20 protein-coding genes are annotated in these 18,971 nt (G+C 70.8%); 9 read left to right on the top strand and 11 right to left on the bottom strand.

The genetic code is table 11. The features are described 5' to 3' along the window. Window positions 1–3: 3 nt before the first annotated feature. From Q9S78_RS05640 to Q9S78_RS05630, 3 genes are read left to right on the top strand one after another with little or no spacing between them, the layout of a single operon-like run. Window positions 4–948: a carbohydrate ABC transporter permease gene (locus Q9S78_RS05640; protein ID WP_311859245.1), complete on the top strand. Its 945-nt coding sequence runs from the start codon at window positions 4–6 to the stop codon at window positions 946–948. After that, window positions 945–1,820: a carbohydrate ABC transporter permease gene (locus Q9S78_RS05635; RefSeq protein ID WP_018187013.1), complete on the top strand. Its 876-nt coding sequence runs from the start codon at window positions 945–947 to the stop codon at window positions 1,818–1,820. The genes Q9S78_RS05640 and Q9S78_RS05635 overlap by 4 nt, the downstream gene beginning before the upstream one ends. A gap of 45 nt (window positions 1,821–1,865) precedes the next feature. Continuing rightward, window positions 1,866–4,859 (top strand): alpha-mannosidase, encoded by a 2,994-nt coding sequence (locus Q9S78_RS05630; protein ID WP_311859240.1) that lies wholly within the window; start codon window positions 1,866–1,868, stop codon window positions 4,857–4,859. Window positions 4,860–4,865: 6 nt separating this feature from the next. Here the strand turns inward: Q9S78_RS05630 and Q9S78_RS05625 are convergent, their stop codons facing one another. Genes Q9S78_RS05625 through Q9S78_RS05610 form a run of 4 tightly spaced genes read right to left on the bottom strand, consistent with a single transcriptional unit; the run spans window position 4,866 to window position 8,094 of the window. Further along, window positions 4,866–5,945 carry a DNA glycosylase AlkZ-like family protein gene (locus tag Q9S78_RS05625; RefSeq protein WP_311859237.1) on the bottom strand — a complete coding sequence of 360 codons (1,080 nt, stop codon included), beginning with the start codon at window positions 5,943–5,945 and terminating at the stop codon, window positions 4,866–4,868. A gap of 32 nt (window positions 5,946–5,977) precedes the next feature. After that, window positions 5,978–6,709 (bottom strand): sulfurtransferase, encoded by a 732-nt coding sequence (locus tag Q9S78_RS05620; protein WP_311869374.1) that lies wholly within the window; start codon window positions 6,707–6,709, stop codon window positions 5,978–5,980. Window positions 6,710–6,750: 41 nt separating this feature from the next. Further along, entirely contained in the window at window positions 6,751–7,689 is a 939-nt protein-coding gene (locus Q9S78_RS05615; protein ID WP_311859233.1) for an aldo/keto reductase, read from the bottom strand. Window positions 7,690–7,731: 42 nt separating this feature from the next. Further along, window positions 7,732–8,094, bottom strand: a complete 363-nt coding sequence (locus Q9S78_RS05610; RefSeq protein ID WP_311859230.1) for a winged helix-turn-helix transcriptional regulator — start codon at window positions 8,092–8,094, stop codon at window positions 7,732–7,734. A 108-nt stretch (window positions 8,095–8,202) separates the two neighbouring features. On the opposite strand from Q9S78_RS05610, the gene Q9S78_RS05605 reads away from it, so the two are divergent. The 3 genes from Q9S78_RS05605 (at window position 8,203) to Q9S78_RS05595 (ending at window position 10,928) form a co-directional block, all read left to right on the top strand. Next, a complete protein-coding gene (locus tag Q9S78_RS05605; RefSeq protein ID WP_311869372.1) occupies window positions 8,203–9,063 on the top strand; it encodes an SDR family oxidoreductase in 861 nt (286 codons plus the stop codon). A gap of 77 nt (window positions 9,064–9,140) precedes the next feature. Then, entirely contained in the window at window positions 9,141–10,181 is a 1,041-nt protein-coding gene (locus Q9S78_RS05600) for an LLM class flavin-dependent oxidoreductase (protein WP_020098159.1), read from the top strand. 93 nt (window positions 10,182–10,274) lie between these two features. Further along, window positions 10,275–10,928, top strand: a complete 654-nt coding sequence (locus Q9S78_RS05595) for a dihydrofolate reductase family protein (protein ID WP_311869370.1) — start codon at window positions 10,275–10,277, stop codon at window positions 10,926–10,928. On the opposite strand, the gene Q9S78_RS05590 is transcribed toward Q9S78_RS05595, so the two are convergent. Next, entirely contained in the window at window positions 10,925–11,314 is a 390-nt protein-coding gene (locus tag Q9S78_RS05590; protein WP_311859220.1) for a DUF3021 domain-containing protein, read from the bottom strand. The two genes, Q9S78_RS05595 and Q9S78_RS05590, sit on opposite strands and share 4 nt — an antisense overlap. A gap of 71 nt (window positions 11,315–11,385) precedes the next feature. Between Q9S78_RS05590 and Q9S78_RS05585 the strand changes: the two genes are divergently transcribed. Further along, window positions 11,386–12,228 (top strand): alpha/beta fold hydrolase, encoded by an 843-nt coding sequence (locus Q9S78_RS05585; protein WP_311869369.1) that lies wholly within the window; start codon window positions 11,386–11,388, stop codon window positions 12,226–12,228. Here the strand turns inward: Q9S78_RS05585 and Q9S78_RS05580 are convergent. Genes Q9S78_RS05580 through Q9S78_RS05560 form a run of 5 tightly spaced genes read right to left on the bottom strand, consistent with a single transcriptional unit; the run spans window position 12,195 to window position 16,809 of the window. Beyond that, window positions 12,195–13,040 carry a siderophore-interacting protein gene (locus Q9S78_RS05580; RefSeq protein ID WP_311869367.1) on the bottom strand — a complete coding sequence of 282 codons (846 nt, stop codon included), beginning with the start codon at window positions 13,038–13,040 and terminating at the stop codon, window positions 12,195–12,197. The two genes, Q9S78_RS05585 and Q9S78_RS05580, sit on opposite strands and share 34 nt — an antisense overlap. Further along, the gene (locus tag Q9S78_RS05575) at window positions 13,037–13,852 is read right to left on the bottom strand and encodes an ABC transporter ATP-binding protein (RefSeq protein WP_018187003.1); all 816 of its coding nucleotides are present in this window, start codon (window positions 13,850–13,852) and stop codon (window positions 13,037–13,039) included. The genes Q9S78_RS05580 and Q9S78_RS05575 overlap by 4 nt, the downstream gene beginning before the upstream one ends. After that, window positions 13,845–14,891 carry a FecCD family ABC transporter permease gene (locus Q9S78_RS05570; protein ID WP_311859211.1) on the bottom strand — a complete coding sequence of 349 codons (1,047 nt, stop codon included), beginning with the start codon at window positions 14,889–14,891 and terminating at the stop codon, window positions 13,845–13,847. Before Q9S78_RS05570 ends, Q9S78_RS05575 begins: the two co-directional genes overlap by 8 nt. Next, on the bottom strand, window positions 14,891–15,895 hold the full coding sequence (locus tag Q9S78_RS05565) for a FecCD family ABC transporter permease (protein ID WP_311869365.1): 1,005 nt from the start codon (window positions 15,893–15,895) through the stop codon (window positions 14,891–14,893). The genes Q9S78_RS05570 and Q9S78_RS05565 overlap by 1 nt, the downstream gene beginning before the upstream one ends. Beyond that, window positions 15,892–16,809: an ABC transporter substrate-binding protein gene (locus Q9S78_RS05560; protein WP_311859205.1), complete on the bottom strand. Its 918-nt coding sequence runs from the start codon at window positions 16,807–16,809 to the stop codon at window positions 15,892–15,894. Before Q9S78_RS05560 ends, Q9S78_RS05565 begins: the two co-directional genes overlap by 4 nt. 117 nt (window positions 16,810–16,926) lie before the next feature. Here Q9S78_RS05560 and Q9S78_RS05555 point away from each other — a divergent pair, with 117 nt between their 5' ends. Continuing rightward, window positions 16,927–17,751, top strand: a complete 825-nt coding sequence (locus Q9S78_RS05555; protein ID WP_116228272.1) for an HAD-IIA family hydrolase — start codon at window positions 16,927–16,929, stop codon at window positions 17,749–17,751. A gap of 24 nt (window positions 17,752–17,775) precedes the next feature. Here the strand turns inward: Q9S78_RS05555 and Q9S78_RS05550 are convergent, their stop codons facing one another. Beyond that, on the bottom strand, window positions 17,776–18,273 hold the full coding sequence (locus Q9S78_RS05550) for a DUF427 domain-containing protein (protein WP_020098152.1): 498 nt from the start codon (window positions 18,271–18,273) through the stop codon (window positions 17,776–17,778). A gap of 73 nt (window positions 18,274–18,346) precedes the next feature. Here Q9S78_RS05550 and Q9S78_RS05545 point away from each other — a divergent pair, with 73 nt between their 5' ends. After that, complete coding sequence (locus tag Q9S78_RS05545; protein ID WP_020098151.1) at window positions 18,347–18,970, top strand: helix-turn-helix transcriptional regulator; 624 nt, start codon at window positions 18,347–18,349, stop codon at window positions 18,968–18,970. Window position 18,971: the final 1 nt, after the last annotated feature.

The following is an 18,971-nucleotide window of genomic DNA, read 5'->3' as shown; positions in this document are numbered from 1 at the left end:
CGTATGACGACGACCCTCGCACCGCCCCCCGACCCGGCCGTGCCCGCCCGCCGGCGCGCGCGCACGCGGGTCGGGTCGCGTGCGACACCGGCACGAGCCGTTCCCCTGCTGCCCGCCGTCTGCCTGCTCCTGGTCTTCCTGGCCGGTCCGATCGTGTGGGCCGTGGCGGGCTCTCTGACCGATCGCGCCCTCACCGGGGTGAGCGCGGCGAAACCGGAGTTCGTCGGCCTCGACAACTTCACGCGGCTGTTCGCCGATCCGGTCCTGCCCCTGTCGGTCCTGCTGACCGTCGTGTTCGTCGTGGGGTCGGCGATCATCGGACAGAACGTCCTCGGGATGCTGCTCGCCGTCCTCTTCCGCGCCGGGAGCCGGGTCGTCGCCGGCACCGTCGGTGTGATCGTCGTGACCGCCTGGGTCCTGCCCGAGATCGTCGCGGCGTTCGTCAGCTACGCGTTCCTCTCGGCCGACGGCACGCTCAACGGAGTGCTGTCGCTCGTCGGCATCCAGGGCCCGAACTGGCTGTACTCGCTGCCGCTGCTCGCCATCATCCTGGCCAACACCTGGCGCGGCACGGCGTTCTCGATGATGATCTACCGCGCGGCCCTCGACGACGTGCCGCCCGAGGTGACCGAGTCGGCCATGATCGACGGCGCCGGCACCTGGAAGCGACTCCGGTTCATCACCCTCCCCATGATCTCGGGCACGATCTTCACGAACCTGCTCCTGACGACCCTGCAGACCCTGTCGGTGTTCACCCTCATCTGGGTGATGACCAAGGGCGGCCCCGGCGACCTGTCGTCTACGCTGCCGGTGTTCGCCTACTCCCAGGCGTTCTCGTTCGGCGACATCGGCTACGGCAATGCGATCGCGATCGTCATGCTGGCCCTCGGCGCGGTGTTCTCGCTCGCGTACGTCGTCTCGCTCCGTCGACGGGGCGGCGTCGGGTGAGCGCCGCGACCGCGACGCGCCGACCGCGGCGGGCGCCGAGCGTGGCCTCGCCGCGCCGTCGTGCCACCCGGTTCTGGGCGAACCTCGTCCTCATCGTCATCGGCCTGCTGTTCGCCGCGCCTCTCGCGTGGGTCATCCTGGCTTCGATCGACTCCGCGGCGACCTACCGGGTCGCCTGGCCGGCACAACCGACGCTCGACAACTTCACCGACGTCCTGACGCCGGAACTCACGCTGCGCCCTCTCGTCAACAGCCTGCTGCTGTCGACGGGAGCAGCCGTCGTGACCGTCGTGACGGCCGTCCTCGCCGCCTATCCGCTGTCGCGCTACCGGTCCCGCTTCAACGGGCCGTTCCTCTACTCGGTGCTCTTCGCGAGCTGCCTGCCGATCACGGCGATCATGGTGCCGGTCTACAGCCTGTTCGTGCAGCTGCGCCTGATCAACCAACCGTGGGCGGTGACGCTCTTCCTCGCGGCCAGCGCACTACCGATGGCGCTGTGGATGACGAAGAACTTCATGGACTCCGTCCCGGTCAGCTTGGAGGAGGCCGCCTGGGTCGACGGCGCCAGCGCGATGCGGGCCCTGTTCACGGTCGTCGTCCCCCTCATGCGGCCCGCTCTCAGCGTCGTCTTCGTGTTCGTCTTCCTGCAGGCGTGGGGCAACTTCTTCGTCCCCTTCGTGCTGCTCCTGACCCCCGACTGGCAACCCGCCGCCGTGTCGATCTACGCCTTCTTCGGGCAGTACGGCGCCGTCGCCTACGGCCGTCTGGCCGCCTACTCGCTTCTGTACTCGGTCCCCGTCCTCGGCCTCTACCTGATCGTCACCCGCGGTCTCGGGGGGTCGTTCGCGCTCTCGGGTGCCGTCAAGGGCTGACCAGCACAGCCTCTCCTCCCGCCGCCTCTCTCCCGAAGGAACCCCATGCACCGCAACGACCGCCTGGCCCTGCAGCGCATCGACCGACTCGCCGGCGACCGCCTGCCGCCCGCCCTCTACCGCGAGACCGCTCCGCTCACGATCACCGCGTGGGAGGTGCCGGGCGAGCCCGTCCCGTTCGCCGAGGCGATCCGGCAGACCTACGATCCGGTGTCGGTGGGCGTGGCGTGGGGACGTCCGTGGGGCACGGTGTGGTTCCACGTCACCGGGAGCGTCCCGGCATCCTGGCGGGGGACGAGCGGGACGCGTCCCGAACTCGTCGTCGACCTCGGCTTCGACGCGTCCGGCCCCGGCTTCCAGGCCGAGGCGCTCGTCTTCCGCCCGGACGGCTCGATCGTCAAGGCCATCGAGCCGCGGAACGCCTCGGTCCCCGTCGAGGGCGACGAGATTGACCTCTGGATCGAGGCCGCCGGCAACCCCAGCGTCGCCGGGACCTTCACGTTCGCGGCCACCCCGCTCGGCGACCGGCGGACCGCGGGAGACGAGCCCATCTACCGGCTGCGTCGGCTGGAGCTCGGCCTTCTCGATGAGACCGTGTGGGAGCTGCAGCAGGACATCTGGACGCTCCGCGGTCTCGTCGACCAGCTCGAGCCGAACCGCACGCGTCACGCCCGTGTCCTCGCCGCCCTCGGCCGCGCCGTCGACGCCGTCGACCCCGACGACGTCACGGGCACCGCCGAGGCGGGGCGGGGCGAGCTGCGCGCGGTGCTCGCGGCCCCGGCATCCGCCTCGTCGCATCAGCTGACCGCGGTCGGTCACGCGCACATCGACTCGGCCTGGCTCTGGCCCATCCGCGAGACGGTGCGCAAGGTCGCCCGCACCTTCTCGAACGTCCTCGACCTCATCCGCACCGAGGACGACTTCGTCTTCGCCGCGTCGTCCGCCCAGCAGTACGCCTGGATGAAGGAGCACTACCCCGAGCTGTTCGGACGGATGAAGGATGCCGTCGCCGCCGGACGCTTCGCCCCGGTCGGGGGCATGTGGGTCGAATCCGACACGAACATGCCGGGCTCCGAAGCCCTCGCCCGCCAGTTCGTCGAAGGCAAGCGGTTCTTCCTCGAGGAGTTCGGCGTCGAGCCGCTCGAGGTGTGGCTGCCGGACTCGTTCGGCTACTCCGCGGCACTCCCCCAGATCATCCGGGCCGCCGGGTCGCGGTGGTTCCTCACGCAGAAGATCTCGTGGAACGAGACCAACCGGATGCCGCACCACACCTTCCTCTGGGAAGGCATCGACGGGACCCGCGTGTTCACACATTTCCCTCCGGTCGACACGTACAACTCCGAGCTGTCGGCCGCGGAACTCGCCCTCGCCGAACGCCAGTTCGCCGAGAAGGCGGATGCCTCGCACTCCCTCGTCCCGTTCGGGTGGGGCGACGGCGGTGGCGGGCCCACCCGCGAGATGATCGCCGCCGCGCGCCGTACGGCCGACCTCGAGGGGTCGCCGCGCGTGCACCTCGGATCACCGTCGCAGTTCTTCTCCGAGGCCGAGGCCGAGTACAGCGACCCGCCGGTGTGGTCGGGCGAGCTGTACCTCGAATACCACCGGGGCACCTACAGCGCCCAGGCGCGCACCAAGCGGGGCAACCGCCGCAGCGAGCACCTGCTCCGCGCGGCAGAGCTGTGGGCGACACTCGACACCGTCCGCACCGGAGCCGCCTACCCCGCCGAGCGCCTGCGCTCGCTGTGGCAGACGGTCCTCCTGCACCAGTTCCACGACATCCTGCCCGGCACGTCGATCGCCTGGGTGCACCAGGAGGCCGAGGCGACCTACGCACGCGTCGCGGCGGAGCTGCAGGAGATCATCGACACCGCCCTGCGCTCGCTGACCGGCGAGGGCGATCGGCAGCTGACCGCGAACGCGGCGCCGATGTCGCTGGCGGGCGCGCCGGCGCTCGCGGTCGCGGACGAGGCATCCGTCCTGCCCGTGGTCCCGGAGCCTGACGGTGACGGGTGGGCGTTCCGGCACGAGCGGTTCCACTGGGCGATCGACGCGCGGGGGCTCGTCGTGGGCGCGGTCGACCTCACGACGGGCCGCGAGCTCATCGACCCGGCCTTCCCGGGCGGCGTGCTGCAGCTGTTCCGCGACACCCCTCGCGAATGGGACGCCTGGAACATCGACGCCGAGGACGGCGCCCTCGGGACGACCCTCACGGATGCGGATGAGGTGGTCGTCGACGGTGCGGACCTCGTCGTGCGGCGGCGCTTCGGCGCGTCGGAACTCGAGCAGCGCTACCGCGTCGACCCGTTCTCGGGCGCCCTCGAGGTCGCCCTGCGCCTCGAGTGGCGGGAGCGGCAGAAGATGCTCAAGATCGCCTTCCCGCTGCGGGTGCGCGGCGAACGCACGGAGTCCGAGATCCAGTTCGGTCACCTCTCGCGCCCCGTCCACGCGAACACGACGTGGGATGCCGCGAAGTTCGAGACCGTGGCGCACCGGTGGATCCGCGTCGTCGAGGGCGACTACGGCGTCGCGGTGGCGAACGACTCCTCGTACGGCCACGACGTGCAGCGCGCACCCGGCCCCGACGGCGGAGCCCGGACGGTCGCGCGCGTGACACTCGTGCGCGCGCCCCTGTTCCCCGACCCCGAGGCAGACCAGGGCGCGCACGAGTTCCGACTCTCCGTCCTGCCCGCCGCGACCGTTGCGGGTGCGATCGGCGAGGGCCTCCGCCTCAACCTGCCTCCCTTCGCGGTGCAGGGTGCGGGCGAGGTCGCGCCGCTGCTCACGGTCGACGACCCCGGTGTGATCGTCGAGGCGGTCAAGCTGGCGGACGACGGCTCCGGAGACGTCATCGTGCGTCTTTACGAAGCGCTCGGCTCGGCACGGTCGGCGCAGCTGACGGCGGGCTTCGCGACCTCGACGGTCACGCAGACCGACCTGCTCGAGCGCGGGATCGAACCGACCGCGCTCCGCGCGTCATCGGGGACCGTCCGGCTCGACCTGTCGCCGTTCCAGCTCGTCACGCTCCGTCTGGCGCGCTGATCCGGATCACTCCAGCCCGCGGACCGGGACCCCGAGCCACTCGCCGAGGTCTCGGATCTCGGCGTGCACCATCTCGCGCTCGTCCTCATCGATCGGGGCGAGCTCGTGGACGGCGGCGACCACGAGGGTCTCCTTCTTCTTGTCGAGCGCCGCGTCGAGGAGGCCGACGAAACGATCGCCGACGAGGATGGGATGCGCGAAGTAGCCGTAGACCCGCTGGTGCTTCGGCTTGAACTGCTCGAGGACGAAGGTGAAGTCGAACAGTTCGGTCAGCCGCGGCCGGTCGAAGAGCATCCGGTCGTACGGGTTGAGGATCGCCGCACGGCCTCCGGGATCGTCGTCGAGCGCCGCGATCGCTTCGGGGTCGACGCGCCAGCGCCATGAGCTCCCCTCCACCTCGGCCTCGTCACCGGCCGTGCCGACGCCCGACCAGGACGATTTCTGCCGTGCGATGCCGAGCGCCTGCAGGCGGCGGCCCGCGAGCACTTCTTCGGCGTCGGTGGGGCTCATCGCGGCATCCGTCCCCGCATAGACCCGCTCGGGCAGGTCCCACACCCGCTGGCGTCCGACCCGCCCACTGATCGCGACGTCGCCGAGGTACGACAGGAGTTCCAGCATCCGCGGCACCTGGTTCGCCCCGTACCAGCCGCTCTCGTTCTTCGCCTGGACCGCGCTCGTGTCGGGGATCTCCGACGCCTGCAGCGGGCCGTCGCGGTCGAGGCGCCGCAGGATCTCGGCACGGAAGTCGGCGTTCGCATCGAGGTACTGTCGCGTCGCGCCGCCCAGCCTGCGTGTCGGCATGATCGCCCGGAGCGCGGAGAGGAGGGATGCCGGGCGGAAGTGCCCGTCGTACTCGAACAGCAGGCGGTCCGTCTCCACGGCTTTGGACAGCTGACCCGGCTCGTACGCCCAGCCGATGCGCGACCAGCAGATCGACTGCTCGCTGGGGGCGATGACGGCCGTCGGGTCGATCTTGATCGCGGCGATCTGCTCGGCGACCTCGACGACGTCGCCGGGCCGGTCGGCATCGAGCAGCTGCGCGCGCACCGCGATGCGGCGGGCCTCGTCCCTCGTGAGCCGGTGCATGGGATGAGGCTAGCCCCGACGTCCGACGCGGGTCAGCCCGTGGGCTGCAGCGACGCGTCGACGGTGCGGCGCTCGTCGAAGACGAAGCAGTCGCCCTCGAACCCGGCGGCCCCGACGTGCTCGAAGTAGCCGAGGATGCCGCCCTCGAGCTGGCGGGCGTCGATCCCGTCCTCGCGGAGGACGAGCGCAGCCTTCTCGCACCGGATGCCGCCGGTGCAGAAGCTCACGACCGTCTTGCCGACGAGCTCGTCGCGGTGGGCCGAGGCGGCTTCGGGGAACTCGGTGAACTTCTCGATCCGCCAGTCGAGCGCGCCCGAGAAGGTGCCGTGGTCGACCTCGAACGCATTACGGGTATCGAGCAGAACGACCTCGCGCCCGTCGTCGTCGACCCCCGCGTCGAGCCACCGTCGGAGCGTCGTCGGGTCCACGGCGGGGGCTCGACCGGCTTCGGGTCGGATCGCGGGACGATCCATCCGGATGATCTCGCGCTTGTGCTTGACGAGCATCTTGCGGAACGGCTGCTCGTCCGACCAGCTCTCCTTCGTCATGAGCGCGGCGAAGCGCTCGTCCTCACGGAGCTCGTCGACGAATCCGCGGACGTCCTCGGCGGGCCCTGCCAGGAAGAGGTTGATGCCCTCCTCCGCGAGGAGGATCGTGCCGCGGAGTCCCCGAGCCTCCGTGCGCTCCTTCAGCACAGGACGCAGCGACGCGGGGTCGGCGATGCGCGTGAAGAGGTAGGCGGAGATGTTCAGGACGGATGCCACCCCACCAGGGTAATCGCGGGGCGGCATCCGTCCTTCGGAACTCAGTCGACGAACGGGGCGGAAGCCGCGTCGAGGGCGGCGACCTCGTCGGCGGCGAGGTCGATCGTCGCGCCGGCGATGAGAGCGTCGACCTGGTCGACCCGCGACGCCGACGCGATGGGGACGGTGCCCTTGGCGCGCAGCCAGGCGAGGGCGACGGATGCCGGTGCGACGTCGTGCGCCGCTGCGACGTCGTCGAGCGCCGAGAGCACGGCGAGTCCCTCGGGGGTCGCGTAGGCCGCGGCCGATCCGGCACGCGGCGAGGACTGACCCGATGCATCGGTGGAGCGGTACTTGCCCGTGAGGAACCCGCTGGCCAGGGCCGAGTACGGGACGACCGTGAGGCCGAGCTCCTCGGCGACGGGCTTCACGTCGCGCTCGATCGCACGGTCGACGAGGTTGTACCGGGGCTGGGTGACGATCGGCTCCGCGACGCCCTGTTCGCGGGCCAGGCGCACCCACTCACGGGTGTTCTCGGCGGAGAAGTTCGAGATCGCCGGGTAGCGGATGAGGCCGTCGGAGGCGAGCGCACCGAACGCGGCCACGGTCTCCTCCAGCGGGGTCTCGTCGTCCTCTGCGTGGGCGTAGTAGACGTCGATCGTGTCGACGCCGAGCCGCGTGAGCGACGCCTCGGCTCCGGCCCGCACGTTGGCCGCTGACAGACCGGGGAACTCGGGGTGCTTCGAGACCTTCGTGGCGATCACGACGCCGGAGGGTCGTCGCGCGGCGATCCATTCGCCGAGGATCGTCTCGCTCTCGCCGCCGGAGTTGCCCGGCGCCCAGGCGCTGTAGACGTCCGCCGTGTCGACGAAGTCGCCACCGGCAGCGGCGAAGGCGTCGAGGACGGCGAAGGAGGTGTCGCGGTCCGCCGTCCATCCGAAGACGTTGCCGCCGAAGGACAGGGGGAACACGGTCAGGTCGCTCGTACCGAGAACAGTCATGGTCACGATCCTGACACGATGACGGATGCCCGGGGCCCGACCTCAGCGACGGACGATGTCGTCTGCGTTCACCTGGATCCAGCTCATGAGGGGCATGACACGCTCCATCAGCTCGACACCGCGCGGCGTCAGGGAGTATTCGACCCGCGGCGGGACCTCCGGGTACGACGTCCGCTCGACGATGCCGTCGGCGGCGAGAGTCCGGAGAGTGGTCGCGAGCATCTTCTCGCTGATGCCGTCGACGCTGCGCCGCAATTCGCCCCATCGGCGCGTGCCGTCCGTGAGGGAGAGGAGGACGAGCACGCCCCACTTGCTCATGACGTGATCCAGAACGGTCCGCGAGGGGCAGGCCTCCGTGAAGATTCCCGGCGACTCCTGCTGCAACTGCGCATAACTGACGGACATGTCAGCAGCTTACCAAAAAGTGGGTACCTTCCTTCTGGAATGTTTAGCGTCGCTTCGCGGGTTCTCTCCGGTGTCGCGCATCTCGCCCGATCACCGAAAGGACTCGCCATGACCATCCTCGTCACCGCCGCCAGCGGACAGCTCGGCCACCTCGTCATCGACGCCCTCCTCGCCCGCGGCGCCTCGCCCGACAGCATCGTCGCCGGCGCACGCACCGTGGCGAAGGCCGCCGACCTCGCCGACAAGGGCGTCCGCGTCGTCCCGCTGGACTACACCGTGCCCGAGTTGATCGATGCCGCCCTCGACGGCGTCGACAGCGTGCTGCTGATCTCGGGGTCCGACCCGGGCGCACGCCTGGCCGGCCACGTCAACGTCATCGAGGCGGCCGCGCGCGCCGGCGTGAAGAAGTTGGTCTACACGAGCGTCTCGCACGCCGACACCGTCGATCTCGTCCTCGCCCCCGACCACAAGGCGACCGAAGAGGCCATCGCGGCCAGCGGCATCCCCGCCGTCCTCCTCCGCAACAACTGGTACATCGAGAACTCGGCCGGCGACCTCGCCACCGCTGCGCAGACCGGAGTTCTCTCCGCCGCGGTCGGCGACGCCGCCATCTCGGCTGCCGCGCGGATCGACTTCGCCGAAGCCGCCGCCGCGGTCATGCTCGACGATGCCCACATCGGGCGCACCTACGAACTGGCCGGCCCCCGGGCGACCTACTCCGACATCGCCGCGGCGATGAGCGAGGTGCTCGGTCGCGAGGTCGTCTACGCGCCGGCCACCGCCGAGGAGCTGGCTGCCCGCCTGTCGTCCTTCGGCCTCGATGAGGGCACGGTCGGGTTCGTCGTGGCGCTCGACACCGGCATCGCGCGCGGCGACCTCGACGTCACGGACTCGGCCCTCACCGACCTCATCGGGCGTCCCGCCACATCGTGGGTCGACGCACTGCGCGCCATCGCCCCCGCGAGCTGACCCTCGTCCGACGCTATCGCGGCCGCGGCATCCATATTCATTGGAATGGATGCCGCGGCCTTCGCGTTGTTTTCGGTATGCAGAGCTTCGGAACGCTGTCCTTCGGCCATTACGGTCCCCTCGGCGGGGGTCGCGAACTCACCGCCGGCGATTCGCTGAAGCAGGCGATCGACCTCGCGCAGGGCATGGACGAGCTGGGTGTCAACGGCGCCTATTTCCGCGTCCACCACTTCGCGCGCCAGCAGGCGTCCCCCATGCCGCTGCTCGCCGCGATCGCCGCACGGACCTCGCACATCGAGGTCGGGACCGGCGTCATCGACATGCGCTACGAGAACCCGCTGTACCTCGCCGAGGAGGCGGCGGCCGTCGACCTCATCAGCGACGGGCGACTGGCGCTCGGCGTGAGCCGCGGCTCACCCGAGAGCGTCGTCCGCGGTTACGAGACGTTCGGCTACACCGGTTCGGAAGACCCCCGCGGCGCCGACCTCGCTCGTGAGCACTTCGACCTGTTCCTGCGCGCGATCGACGGGGAGGGTCTCGCCGAGAGCGACCCGCACAGCCCGTTCGGCGGCGGACAGGGGCTGCAGCGGATCGAGCCGCACTCCCCCGGGCTGCGCTCGCGGGTGTGGTGGGGAGCGGGCAACCGCGACTCGGCCGAGTGGGCAGGGCGCATGGGCGTCAACCTGATGTCCTCGACACTCCTCACGTCGGCGGACGGACGACCGTTCGACATCCTGCAGGCCGAGCAGATCGACGCCTTCCGCACCTCGTGGCGCGAGGCCGGTCACGCCGGTACGCCGCGGGTCTCGGTGAGCCGCAGCATCTTCCCGATCACCACGGCGGAGGACGCCATGTACTTCGGCGGACGCTCGGACGGCGACCAGATCGGAATCATCGACGGAATGCGCTCGACGTTCGGCAAGACGTACGCCGGCACGCCCGACGAACTCGTCGAGCAACTGCAGCACGACGCCGCAGTGCGAGAGGCCGACACCCTCATGCTGACCATCCCCAGTCAGTTGGGTGTCGCCTTCAACCTGCGCCTCGTCGAGTCGTTCGCACGCCACGTTGCTCCGTCGCTGGGCTGGGTTCCGACGAACGCGGTCGCCACGGCCTGACGCCGACCCACCCGGGTCGAGGCTCGACGCGGACGACGGTGCTGCGCGACACTGATCCCACCGGCGTCCGCCGGGAGCGGCGGAAGGCACAGCATGACCCGGATTCGCGTCGACCTCAACATCTCCCTCGACGGGTTCGCGACGACGACCGATCAGACCCCCGAGAATCCCTTCGGCGACGACTGGGGGCGCTTGACGCGTGACTACACCGCCACGCGGACGTTCCGCGAGCGCGTGCTCCACGACACCTCGGGCGAGGGGACGACGGGACTCGACGACGCGTACGCCGCTCGCTACTTCGATGCGCTGGGTGCGGAGATCATGGGTGCGGGGATGTTCGGCCTGCACGAGCACGGAAGCGATCCGGACTGGCGCGGATGGTGGGGAGACGACCCGCCGTTCCACATTCCCGTCTTCGTCCTGACGAACGCGGCGCGACCCTCGATCGAGTTCGCCAACGGAACGACCTTCCACTTCCTCTCCGCGACACCGCGCGCAGCCCTCGAGCTCGCCGTCGACGCCGCCCGGGGCGGTGACGTCCGCATCGGGGGTGGCGCCGAGACCGTCCGCGCGTTCTTGCGCGACGGCCTCGTCGACGACCTTCATGTCGCGATCGTGCCGATCGTGCTGGGGCGCGGCATCCGCCTCTGGGACGATCTGCGCGGGCTGGAACAGGGGTATCGCGTGACCTCGGAAGCCGCGCCGAGCGGCGTCGTGCACACCTCCTTCCGGCGCGAGGCGGTCTAGGCGTCCGTAGCGCGCGCCCTGGGCCGGATCAGCTTGCCAAATACGACGTAGAGGACACCCCACAGAACGACCCCCGTCCCGAGGAACACCCCGACGACCGCGAGATAACCCCAGATGTCCTCGAGCGGGAACCATCCGCTCAGGAGCAGCGCGGGCAGGACGGTCATCGTCATGAGGGCGAAGTGGACCGCCGATTGCCGCACCAGGCTCCACGGCTCGACGCGATAGATCAGCGACGTGGCGATGACCGCAGCGACGATGACCCCGACGGCGATCGTGGATCGTCCGTTCGACTCGTCGCCCTGCACCAGCAGCGCGATCCCGATCGACGTCATGACCACGAGGGCGATGGCCGCCGAGAGCATCACACGCATCGGCAGCTTCACGCGCCCAGACTACTAATGGGCGGATGCCGCACAGGGAAACACCCACGACGGCACTCGGCTAGCGTGGCCCCGTGGCGATCACCCGGCGAACCGTGCCCCGCGGCGACGTCGACCTGTCCGTCCTCGACGCGGGCGGAGACGGTCCGCTTCTCATCCTTCTCCACGGCCTGGCCGGGAGTGCCACCGAAATGGTCGCGACAGCCGACGCACTCACGAATTCCTTCCGCGTCGTCGCCCTCGACCAGCGCGGGCACGGACGGAGCACGCGACGACCGTCGGATCTCTCGCGCTCCGCGTTCGTCGATGACGTCGTCGCGGTGATCGACCTGTTCTCGGCCGCGGAGCCGGTGGCGCTCGTCGGTCAGTCGATGGGCGCGCACACCGCGTTCCTGACCGCTTCGGCCCACCCCGATCGCGTCTCGGACCTCGTCATGCTCGAAGGTCATGCGCAAGGAGGACGCCCGGGCGAGGCCGCGGCCGTCGGCACCTTCTTCGCCTCGTGGCCGACGCCGTTCGCCGACTCCGCCGCCGCGCTCGCGTTCCTCGGCGACTCACCCCTCTCCCGTGCCTGGATCGCCGACCTCGTGGATGCGGACGGTGGCCTGTCACCGCGATTCGACGCGGACGTCATGGCGGCCATCCTCGAGGACGTCCATCGACCTCAGTGGACGGCGTGGGAGAGCCTGACCGTGCCGACCCTCGTCGTGTTCGGGACGGACGGCATGTTCAGCTCGGCGCAGCGCGACGAGCTGATCGCACGCCGCCCGCAGACACGTCGCGCCGACCTCACACGTGGAAGTCACGACGCGCACCTCGATGCGACGGACGAGTGGATCGCCGCCCTTCGCCGGCACCTCGTGGGCGAGCGCCCCTCCCCCACTCAGCCGACGAGCGGGCCGCCCTCGCGCCAGTAGCCGAGGAACGACACCCGATCCTTCGGCACACCGAACCGGCCGGTGAGCAGACGCCGGAGCGAGGTGACCGTGCCGGACTCGCCGGCCAGCCAGACGTAGACCTCATCCCGCGGCAGATCCGCCGTGGCATCCGCCCATGCCGCGACGGCACGCTCGAGGCCCCCGGCATCCTCGCGGTCGATGCGGTGAGCGCGGTGAGGCGAGACGACGTGCGGTGACAGCAGGTCGTCCGCGGGGGCCGCGGCATCCACCATCACGTCGGCGACGACACCGTCGGGCAACGCCGACACGATGTTGCGCGCCGCGGGGTACGCGGTCTCGTCCGCGACGAGCAGCACCCGACGTGCCGAACCCGGATGCCAGTGCAGGCCGTACCCCGTCCACCCCATGCGGCGGTCGGGTCCGGTCACGACGAGGCGGTCGCCGGGGCGAGCAGACGCAGCCCACGCAGACGCCGGCCCTGCCGGGGTGTGCAGGTAGACGTCGACGTCGATCTCGCCGTCGTCTGCTCGGATCGCGGCGGGGGTGTACGTCCGGAGCACGTTCCGCTCGGTCTCGTCGAGCTCCTTCCACCGCGTGTACCAATCGGAGGGGTGGGGCGTCGGCTCGTCGAGCAGGCCGAAGTCGGCGAGGCCGCCACCGGGGAGCGGCAGGACGAGCTTGATGCGCTGATCGAGACCCCACTCCGCGAAGCTCCGCAGTGCGTCGCCGCGCAGCGTGATCCGGATGAACCTCATGCTCAGCCGCACGGTCGCGGCGACCTCCACCTCGAAGGCGCTGTACGCCCAAGGGCGCTCGAGGACTGCTGTCATGGTCGGACCTCCGTGACGTGGGGCGCACGGAGCGGGACGACGAGCGGCCCTCCCGTGACGGGATCGGGGATGACGGTGTTGGCGAGGCCGAAGACGGCCGACACGTTCTCGCTCGTAACGACCTCGGCAGGCGGCCCTTCGGCGATGACCCGCCCGTCGCGCATGGCGACGACGGTCGTCGCGTAGCGCGCCGCCTGGTTGAGGTCGTGCAGGACGGCGACGATCGTCCGGCCCTGCTCGTGGAGGGCCGCAAGGAGTTCGAGCAGTTCGACCTGATGCGCGACGTCGAGGTACGTGGTCGGTTCGTCGAGAAGCAGCACCTCGGTCTGCTGCGCGAGGACCATCGCGATCCACACCCGCTGGCGCTGCCCGCCCGACAGTGCGTCGACCGGCCGGTCCGCCAACTCGGTCGTCCCGGTCGCGGCGAGCGCCTCGACGACGGCCGACTCATCGGTCGGCGACCAGGGTCGCAGCATCCCCCGATGCGGATACCGGCCCCGCGAGACGAGGTCGCGCACCGTGATCCCCTCGGGCGCGACGGCGGTCTGCGGCAGAAGCCCCATCCGCCGCGCGAGCGTCTTGGCGGGGATCCCGGCGATCGACCGGCCGTCGAGGACGACCTGCCCTTCCTCTGGTGCGAGCAGGCGCGCGAGACCGCGCAGAAGCGTCGACTTGCCGCACGCGTTCGGGCCGATGACGACGGTGAACGAGCCCGGTTCGATCTGCAGCGAGAGCTGGTCGACGATGCGGGTGTCGGCATAGGCGAAGGAGGCCTGCTCGACGGTGAGGGAAGCGGGTGGGCGATCAGGCACGACGACGGAGCTCCAGGACGATGACGGACAGAAGGTAGAGGCCGCCGACCGAGACGGTGACGACGCCGACGGGGAGGGGCGCGGGCAGCGCGTGCTGCGCGACGAGGTCGGAGGCGAGCAGGACCGTCGCCCCGAGGAGGGCCGACAGTCCGAGCGGCAGCGACGGCGTGCGCGCGAGGCGGCGGGCGATCTGCGGAGCCGCCAGGGCGACGAAGGCCACGGGGCCTGCGACGGTGGTCGCCGCCGACACGAGGCCCACCCCCGCGAGCAACGCCAGGGCCCGGACGGCATGCGGACGCGCCCCCGTGGCCGCGGCGAGATCGTCCCCCAACTCGAGCTGTCGCATCCGTGGGACGAGGCAGAACGCCCCCACGACGATCGGCACAGCGGCCACCAGCGCCCCGGTGACGGGGCCTGCGGAGACGCCGTTGAGCGATCCGGCACCCCACGCCGATGCGAACATCGCGGTCTCGAGTTCGACCTGCAGCAACAGCCAGGTGTTCAGCGACGCCAGCATCGCCGAGACCCCGATGCCGATCACGACGATCCGAAAGCCCTGCAGTCCGTCGCGCGAGGCCAGCATCTGGATGACGAGTGCCGTCACGAGCCCGCCGACCAGCGATCCGGCGACGAGAGCCTGCCAGCTCGCGGACACGAGCACGAGCGTCAGGAGCATGCCGCTGAAGGCACCGCTCGAAAGTCCCAGGATGTCGGGACTCGCGAGCGGATTGCGCGTGACGGTCTGAAACAGCGCACCCGCGACGCCCAGGAGCGCCCCCACCCCGACCGCGGCGATCACGCGCGTCAGCCTCCAGTCGACGACCACGGTGTGTTCGATCCCTTCGCCGCCGCCCGCCAGGATCGTCGGGATCCGCTCGAGCGGGACGGGGAAGTCCCCGAGGATCAGACCCAGCGTGGCCAGCACGACCAGCACGACGGATGCCGCGACCCCCACCGCGAGCACGCGCCGCCGCCCGGCGGCGACGGACCGAGCCGGTCGCCCCACTCGGCGCTCGCGGTCCACGACGGTCGCGACCATCACAGGGCCCTCGCCGTCCGTCGACGCGCGAGCGCGATGAGGAGCGGGGCTCCGACGAAGGCGACGACGACCCCGACCGGGACCTCGGCGGGGGCGATCACGACGCGGCCGAGGATGTCGGCGGCGAGCACGACGACAGGGCCGGCCAGCAGCGACAGCGGCAGAACTGCACGCTGATCGGGTCCGACGATCCACCGCACGACGTGCGGGATCATGAGGCCGACGAACGAGATCGGCCCCGCGATCGCGGTGGCGGCCCCGGCGAGGAGCGTCACTGCCACGATCACTCCGACACGGATGCGGGCGACGTTCACTCCCTGCGAGCGCGCGACGTCGTCGCCGAGCGCCATCGCGTTGAGTCCGGGGGCGAGCGCGAGCGCGAGGACGGCACCCGCAGTGACGAGAAGGGCGATGGCGCCGAGGTCGTCCAGCCCTGCTCCGAGCAGGGACCCCGCGTTCCATCCGCGCATCCGGTCGAAGGCTTCCGGGTCCGTCAGCGTGATGGCGGTCGTGATGCCCGACAGAACGGCGCCGAGAGCGACACCCGCGAGGATGAGGCGAACCGGTCCGCCCGGCCCGCTCGCACCGATCACGGAGACCGCCATGGTCACCAGCAGCGCGCCGGCGAAGGCGGGCCAGACGACCTCTCCCGGGCCGGACAATCCGAACAGGGACACGCCGAGCGCGACGGCGAACGCCGCCCCCGCACCGACCCCGAGGAGCCCGGGATCGGCGAGGGGGTTGCGCGTGAACGCCTGCATGAGCGCTCCGGCCGCGCCGAGCGCCGCGCCGGCGATGAGCCCGACGACCGTGCGCGGCACCCGCAGGTCCCAGACGACGAAAGACGTCTCCCTCGTCCCCCTGCCGGCGAGCGCGTCGATCACCGCCGGCGGGGCGAGCGGGTTGGCGCCGAGCGCGAGCGACGCGATCACGGCGGCGGCGAGGATCGCCGCGACGACACCGACGCTGAGGATGCCTCGACCCGGACGCGTGGCGACGGTCACCGGCTCGCGGACAGGTACCGCTCGATGTCACCGAGGACGGCCTCGGCCCCCTTCGGGCCGACGCCGGACACCCACGTGCTGGTGTCGACCAGCGTCGCATCGGGGAACGCGCTGGCGACCGCACCGGGGATCGCGGAACGGTCGTCGACGTCCGCGGCCGTCACGAAAACGTGATCCGCCGTCGCCGACGCGATGTTCTCGGGCGACAGGTCCGCCTGCAGGCCGTCCTCCCACTCCCGGTCGGGGATGGTGAAGCCGACGCACTCGAGCAGGCTGCCGGCGAACGAGACCGGGCCGTAGAGGCTGAGCGTCGTCTCGTCGCGCGGGCGGATGAGCTGCACCGTCTGACCGTCGAGTGCGTACTCGCTCTTCAGGCGCGCGCATTCTTCATCGACGCCGGTGAGGAGACCGGCGACCTCGTCCTCACGGCCCAGCGCCTCGCCGATCAGCGTGGCGTTCTCGCGCCACGGGTCGGCCTGCGAGGCGATGAAGACCGTCGGGGCGATGGCGCTCAGCTGCTCGTAGAGTTCGGAATGCCGCGACTCGGTCCCGAGGATCAGGTCGGGCTTCAGCGCCGCGATCGCCTCGAGGTCGGGCTCGGGGACGGTCCCGACGGGAGCGACGTCCGAGGCCCCGAGGTACGAGGGCAGTTCCGTCACGTTCCCCGCGACGGCCGCACCCACGGGCGTGATGCCGACGGCCACCGCTGTGTCGAGCTCGAGCGGCTCGAGCGTCACGACGCGCTCCGGCTGGTCGGGCACGTCGGCCGTGCCGCGGGCGTGCTCGACGGATCGCGCTCCCGGGGCCGCGGATCCGCTCGCCGATTCGGGTGCGGTGGCGGCGGTGCATCCAGCCAGAGCGAGAGCGATCATCCCGGCCGCGGAGGCGAGGAGCAGTCGTGAGCGTGAGGACATGGTGAGCAGGAACCTTTCCTTGGAGCTAGGTAAGGACAGCCTAACCAAAGTCGAACCATGGACCGGATCGCCATCCCCCCACCCGGGCCGAACGCGCCGCGGGCGTAGGGTGAAGGCATGCGGACCCGGGCGGACATCGAGTGCTGGCTGACCGACATGGACGGCGTCCTCGTCCACGAGAACACGCCGATCCCGGGCGCCGCGGAGCTCCTCGAGCAGTGGCGTGACGACGGCACCCCGTTCCTCGTCCTCACCAACAACTCGATCTTCACGCCGCGCGACCTCAGCGCACGACTCCGCGCCTCGGGCCTCGTGGTCCCGGAGGAGTCGATCTGGACGTCAGCCCTCGCCACCGCGGACTTCCTCGCCTCGCAGAAGCCTGGCGGCACCGCCTTCGTCATCGGCGAAGCCGGCCTCACGACCGCGCTGCACGAGGCCGGTTTCATCATGACCGAGACGAGCCCCGACTACGTCGTCGTCGGCGAGACGCGGAACTACTCGTTCGAGGCGATCACCAAGGCGATCAGGTTCATCGGCGCCGGGTCGCGCTTCATCGCCACCAACCCCGACGCGACCGGGCCCTCGACCCAGGGGGTCCTGCCCGCGACCGGCGCGATCTCGGCGCTGATCACCAAGGCGACCGGCAAAGAGCCCTACGTCGTCGGCAAGCCCAACCCGATGATGTTCCGCTCGGCGCTCAACCGCATCGGTGCCCACTCCGAGAACACCGGCATGATCGGCGACCGCATGGACACCGACGTCGTCGCGGGAATCGAGGCGGGACTCCATACGGTGCTCGTCCTCACCGGCATCAGCGACAGCGCCGAGATCGAGCGGTACCCGTTCCGACCCGACGAGATCCTGGGCTCCGTGGCCGATCTCGTCCGGCAGGAGCCGCGCGAGAGCGACTCCCCCGACGTGCAGCCGTCGCTCGGGCTCTGACCGCCGGGGTCACTCAGGGAGGGGTCACCACCCCATCGACCCCGCGATGCCCTTGAAGGGTCCCACCACCTGAGCGGTGATCCACCCGCCGTAGAACCGCCCCGGCTGCGGAGTGACGACCTCGCCGGCGACCGTGCACTCGTCCATCTCCTGTGCGTACACCGCCACGCGATCGGCGAGCTCTTCGTAGCCGGGCTCGGGGTTCGGATAGTTCCACGCCGCGCCGGGCACGGTCCGCCCGCCCCCGTGGACGTCGAGGTAGCGCGCAGCGCCCTTGAACTCGCAGAACGACGCTCCCGGCGCCCGCGTCAACGCGCCCGGGACGAAGTCAGCGATGGGCAGGTAGTAGACGGGCGGATGACTCGTCTCGAGAACCCGCAGCGCTCCCTTCGTGGCGACGATGCGTTCGCCGCCGAGGGTGATCGTCACGGTCCCGCGGACCGGCTCGACGCGAGGGGGTCGGGGATAGTCCCAGACGCTCTCCTGTCCCGGGCCGACGGGGTCTGGAGTGGGGTGCCGCATGCCCTCCAGATTAAGGGCGGAATCCCATCCTGGGGCCGCCTCCGAGCACCGGGCATCCCGCGATAATGGAGCCATGACGGCCCGGCGCCCGACGGCCTACAACGCGATCTCCACGTCCTCGCGCGTGGCGATCCTCCATCTGCTGCAGACGACCCCGCAGCAGACCGTCGGCGAGCTCGTGAAAGCCACCGGGCTGCACCCGAACACCGTGCGCGAGCACCTGCAGCGCTTGATCGAGCGCGGCTTCGTGGCCACCGAGGTCGAGAATCGCACCGTCCGCGGCCGCCCCCGCGTGTTCTACCGCGCGGTCGACGGTGCGAGCGTGTCGAGCCCCGAGCACCGTCGCAAGGTGCAGGCCGCGGTCGAGCGCGGCGACCTCATGCGCCGCGTCATGCCCGAAACCGCGGGGACCCTCACGGGCGAGGAGCAGCATCAGCTCGATGCGCTCGTCGAGCAGCTCCTCGACGGCGGGTTCGATCCGGAGATCGACGAGGACGGCCTCACGATCGATCTCACTCCGTGCGCCCACGCCGCCGACCAGGCGGATCACCGCGAGACCCTGTGCGGGGTCCACCTCGGGCTGATGCAGGGGGCGCTCCGCGAGGCGGGCGGACCGCTCGCCGTGGACGGCATGCGTTCGTCCTGCGACCCGCAGCAGTGCGTCATCCAGCTGCTTCGCCGGCGCCCCGACGCGTGAG

This window comes from Microbacterium aquilitoris (assembly GCF_031932285.1).
GTDB classification, from domain to species: domain Bacteria; phylum Actinomycetota; class Actinomycetes; order Actinomycetales; family Microbacteriaceae; genus Microbacterium; species Microbacterium aquilitoris.
This window is presented reverse-complemented; position numbering and strand designations above follow the sequence as displayed.

What these genes read in the sequence shown, in the direction of transcription:
- Q9S78_RS05640 (WP_311859245.1), top strand. Translation starts at nt 4, where the DNA reads ATGACGACGACCCTCGCACCGCCCCCCGACCCGGCCGTGCCCGCCCGC.
- Q9S78_RS05630 (WP_311859240.1), top strand. Translation starts at nt 1,866, where the DNA reads ATGCACCGCAACGACCGCCTGGCCCTGCAGCGCATCGACCGACTCGCC.
- Q9S78_RS05625 (WP_311859237.1), bottom strand. Translation starts at nt 5,945, where the DNA reads ATGCACCGGCTCACGAGGGACGAGGCCCGCCGCATCGCGGTGCGCGCG.
- Q9S78_RS05615 (WP_311859233.1), bottom strand. Translation starts at nt 7,689, where the DNA reads ATGACTGTTCTCGGTACGAGCGACCTGACCGTGTTCCCCCTGTCCTTC.
- Q9S78_RS05610 (WP_311859230.1), bottom strand. Translation starts at nt 8,094, where the DNA reads ATGTCCGTCAGTTATGCGCAGTTGCAGCAGGAGTCGCCGGGAATCTTC.
- Q9S78_RS05605 (WP_311869372.1), top strand. Translation starts at nt 8,203, where the DNA reads ATGACCATCCTCGTCACCGCCGCCAGCGGACAGCTCGGCCACCTCGTC.
- Q9S78_RS05600 (WP_020098159.1), top strand. Translation starts at nt 9,141, where the DNA reads ATGCAGAGCTTCGGAACGCTGTCCTTCGGCCATTACGGTCCCCTCGGC.
- Q9S78_RS05595 (WP_311869370.1), top strand. Translation starts at nt 10,275, where the DNA reads ATGACCCGGATTCGCGTCGACCTCAACATCTCCCTCGACGGGTTCGCG.
- Q9S78_RS05580 (WP_311869367.1), bottom strand. Translation starts at nt 13,040, where the DNA reads ATGACAGCAGTCCTCGAGCGCCCTTGGGCGTACAGCGCCTTCGAGGTG.
- Q9S78_RS05570 (WP_311859211.1), bottom strand. Translation starts at nt 14,891, where the DNA reads ATGGTCGCGACCGTCGTGGACCGCGAGCGCCGAGTGGGGCGACCGGCT.
- Q9S78_RS05560 (WP_311859205.1), bottom strand. Translation starts at nt 16,809, where the DNA reads ATGTCCTCACGCTCACGACTGCTCCTCGCCTCCGCGGCCGGGATGATC.
- Q9S78_RS05555 (WP_116228272.1), top strand. Translation starts at nt 16,927, where the DNA reads ATGCGGACCCGGGCGGACATCGAGTGCTGGCTGACCGACATGGACGGC.
- Q9S78_RS05550 (WP_020098152.1), bottom strand. Translation starts at nt 18,273, where the DNA reads ATGCGGCACCCCACTCCAGACCCCGTCGGCCCGGGACAGGAGAGCGTC.
- Q9S78_RS05545 (WP_020098151.1), top strand. Translation starts at nt 18,347, where the DNA reads ATGACGGCCCGGCGCCCGACGGCCTACAACGCGATCTCCACGTCCTCG.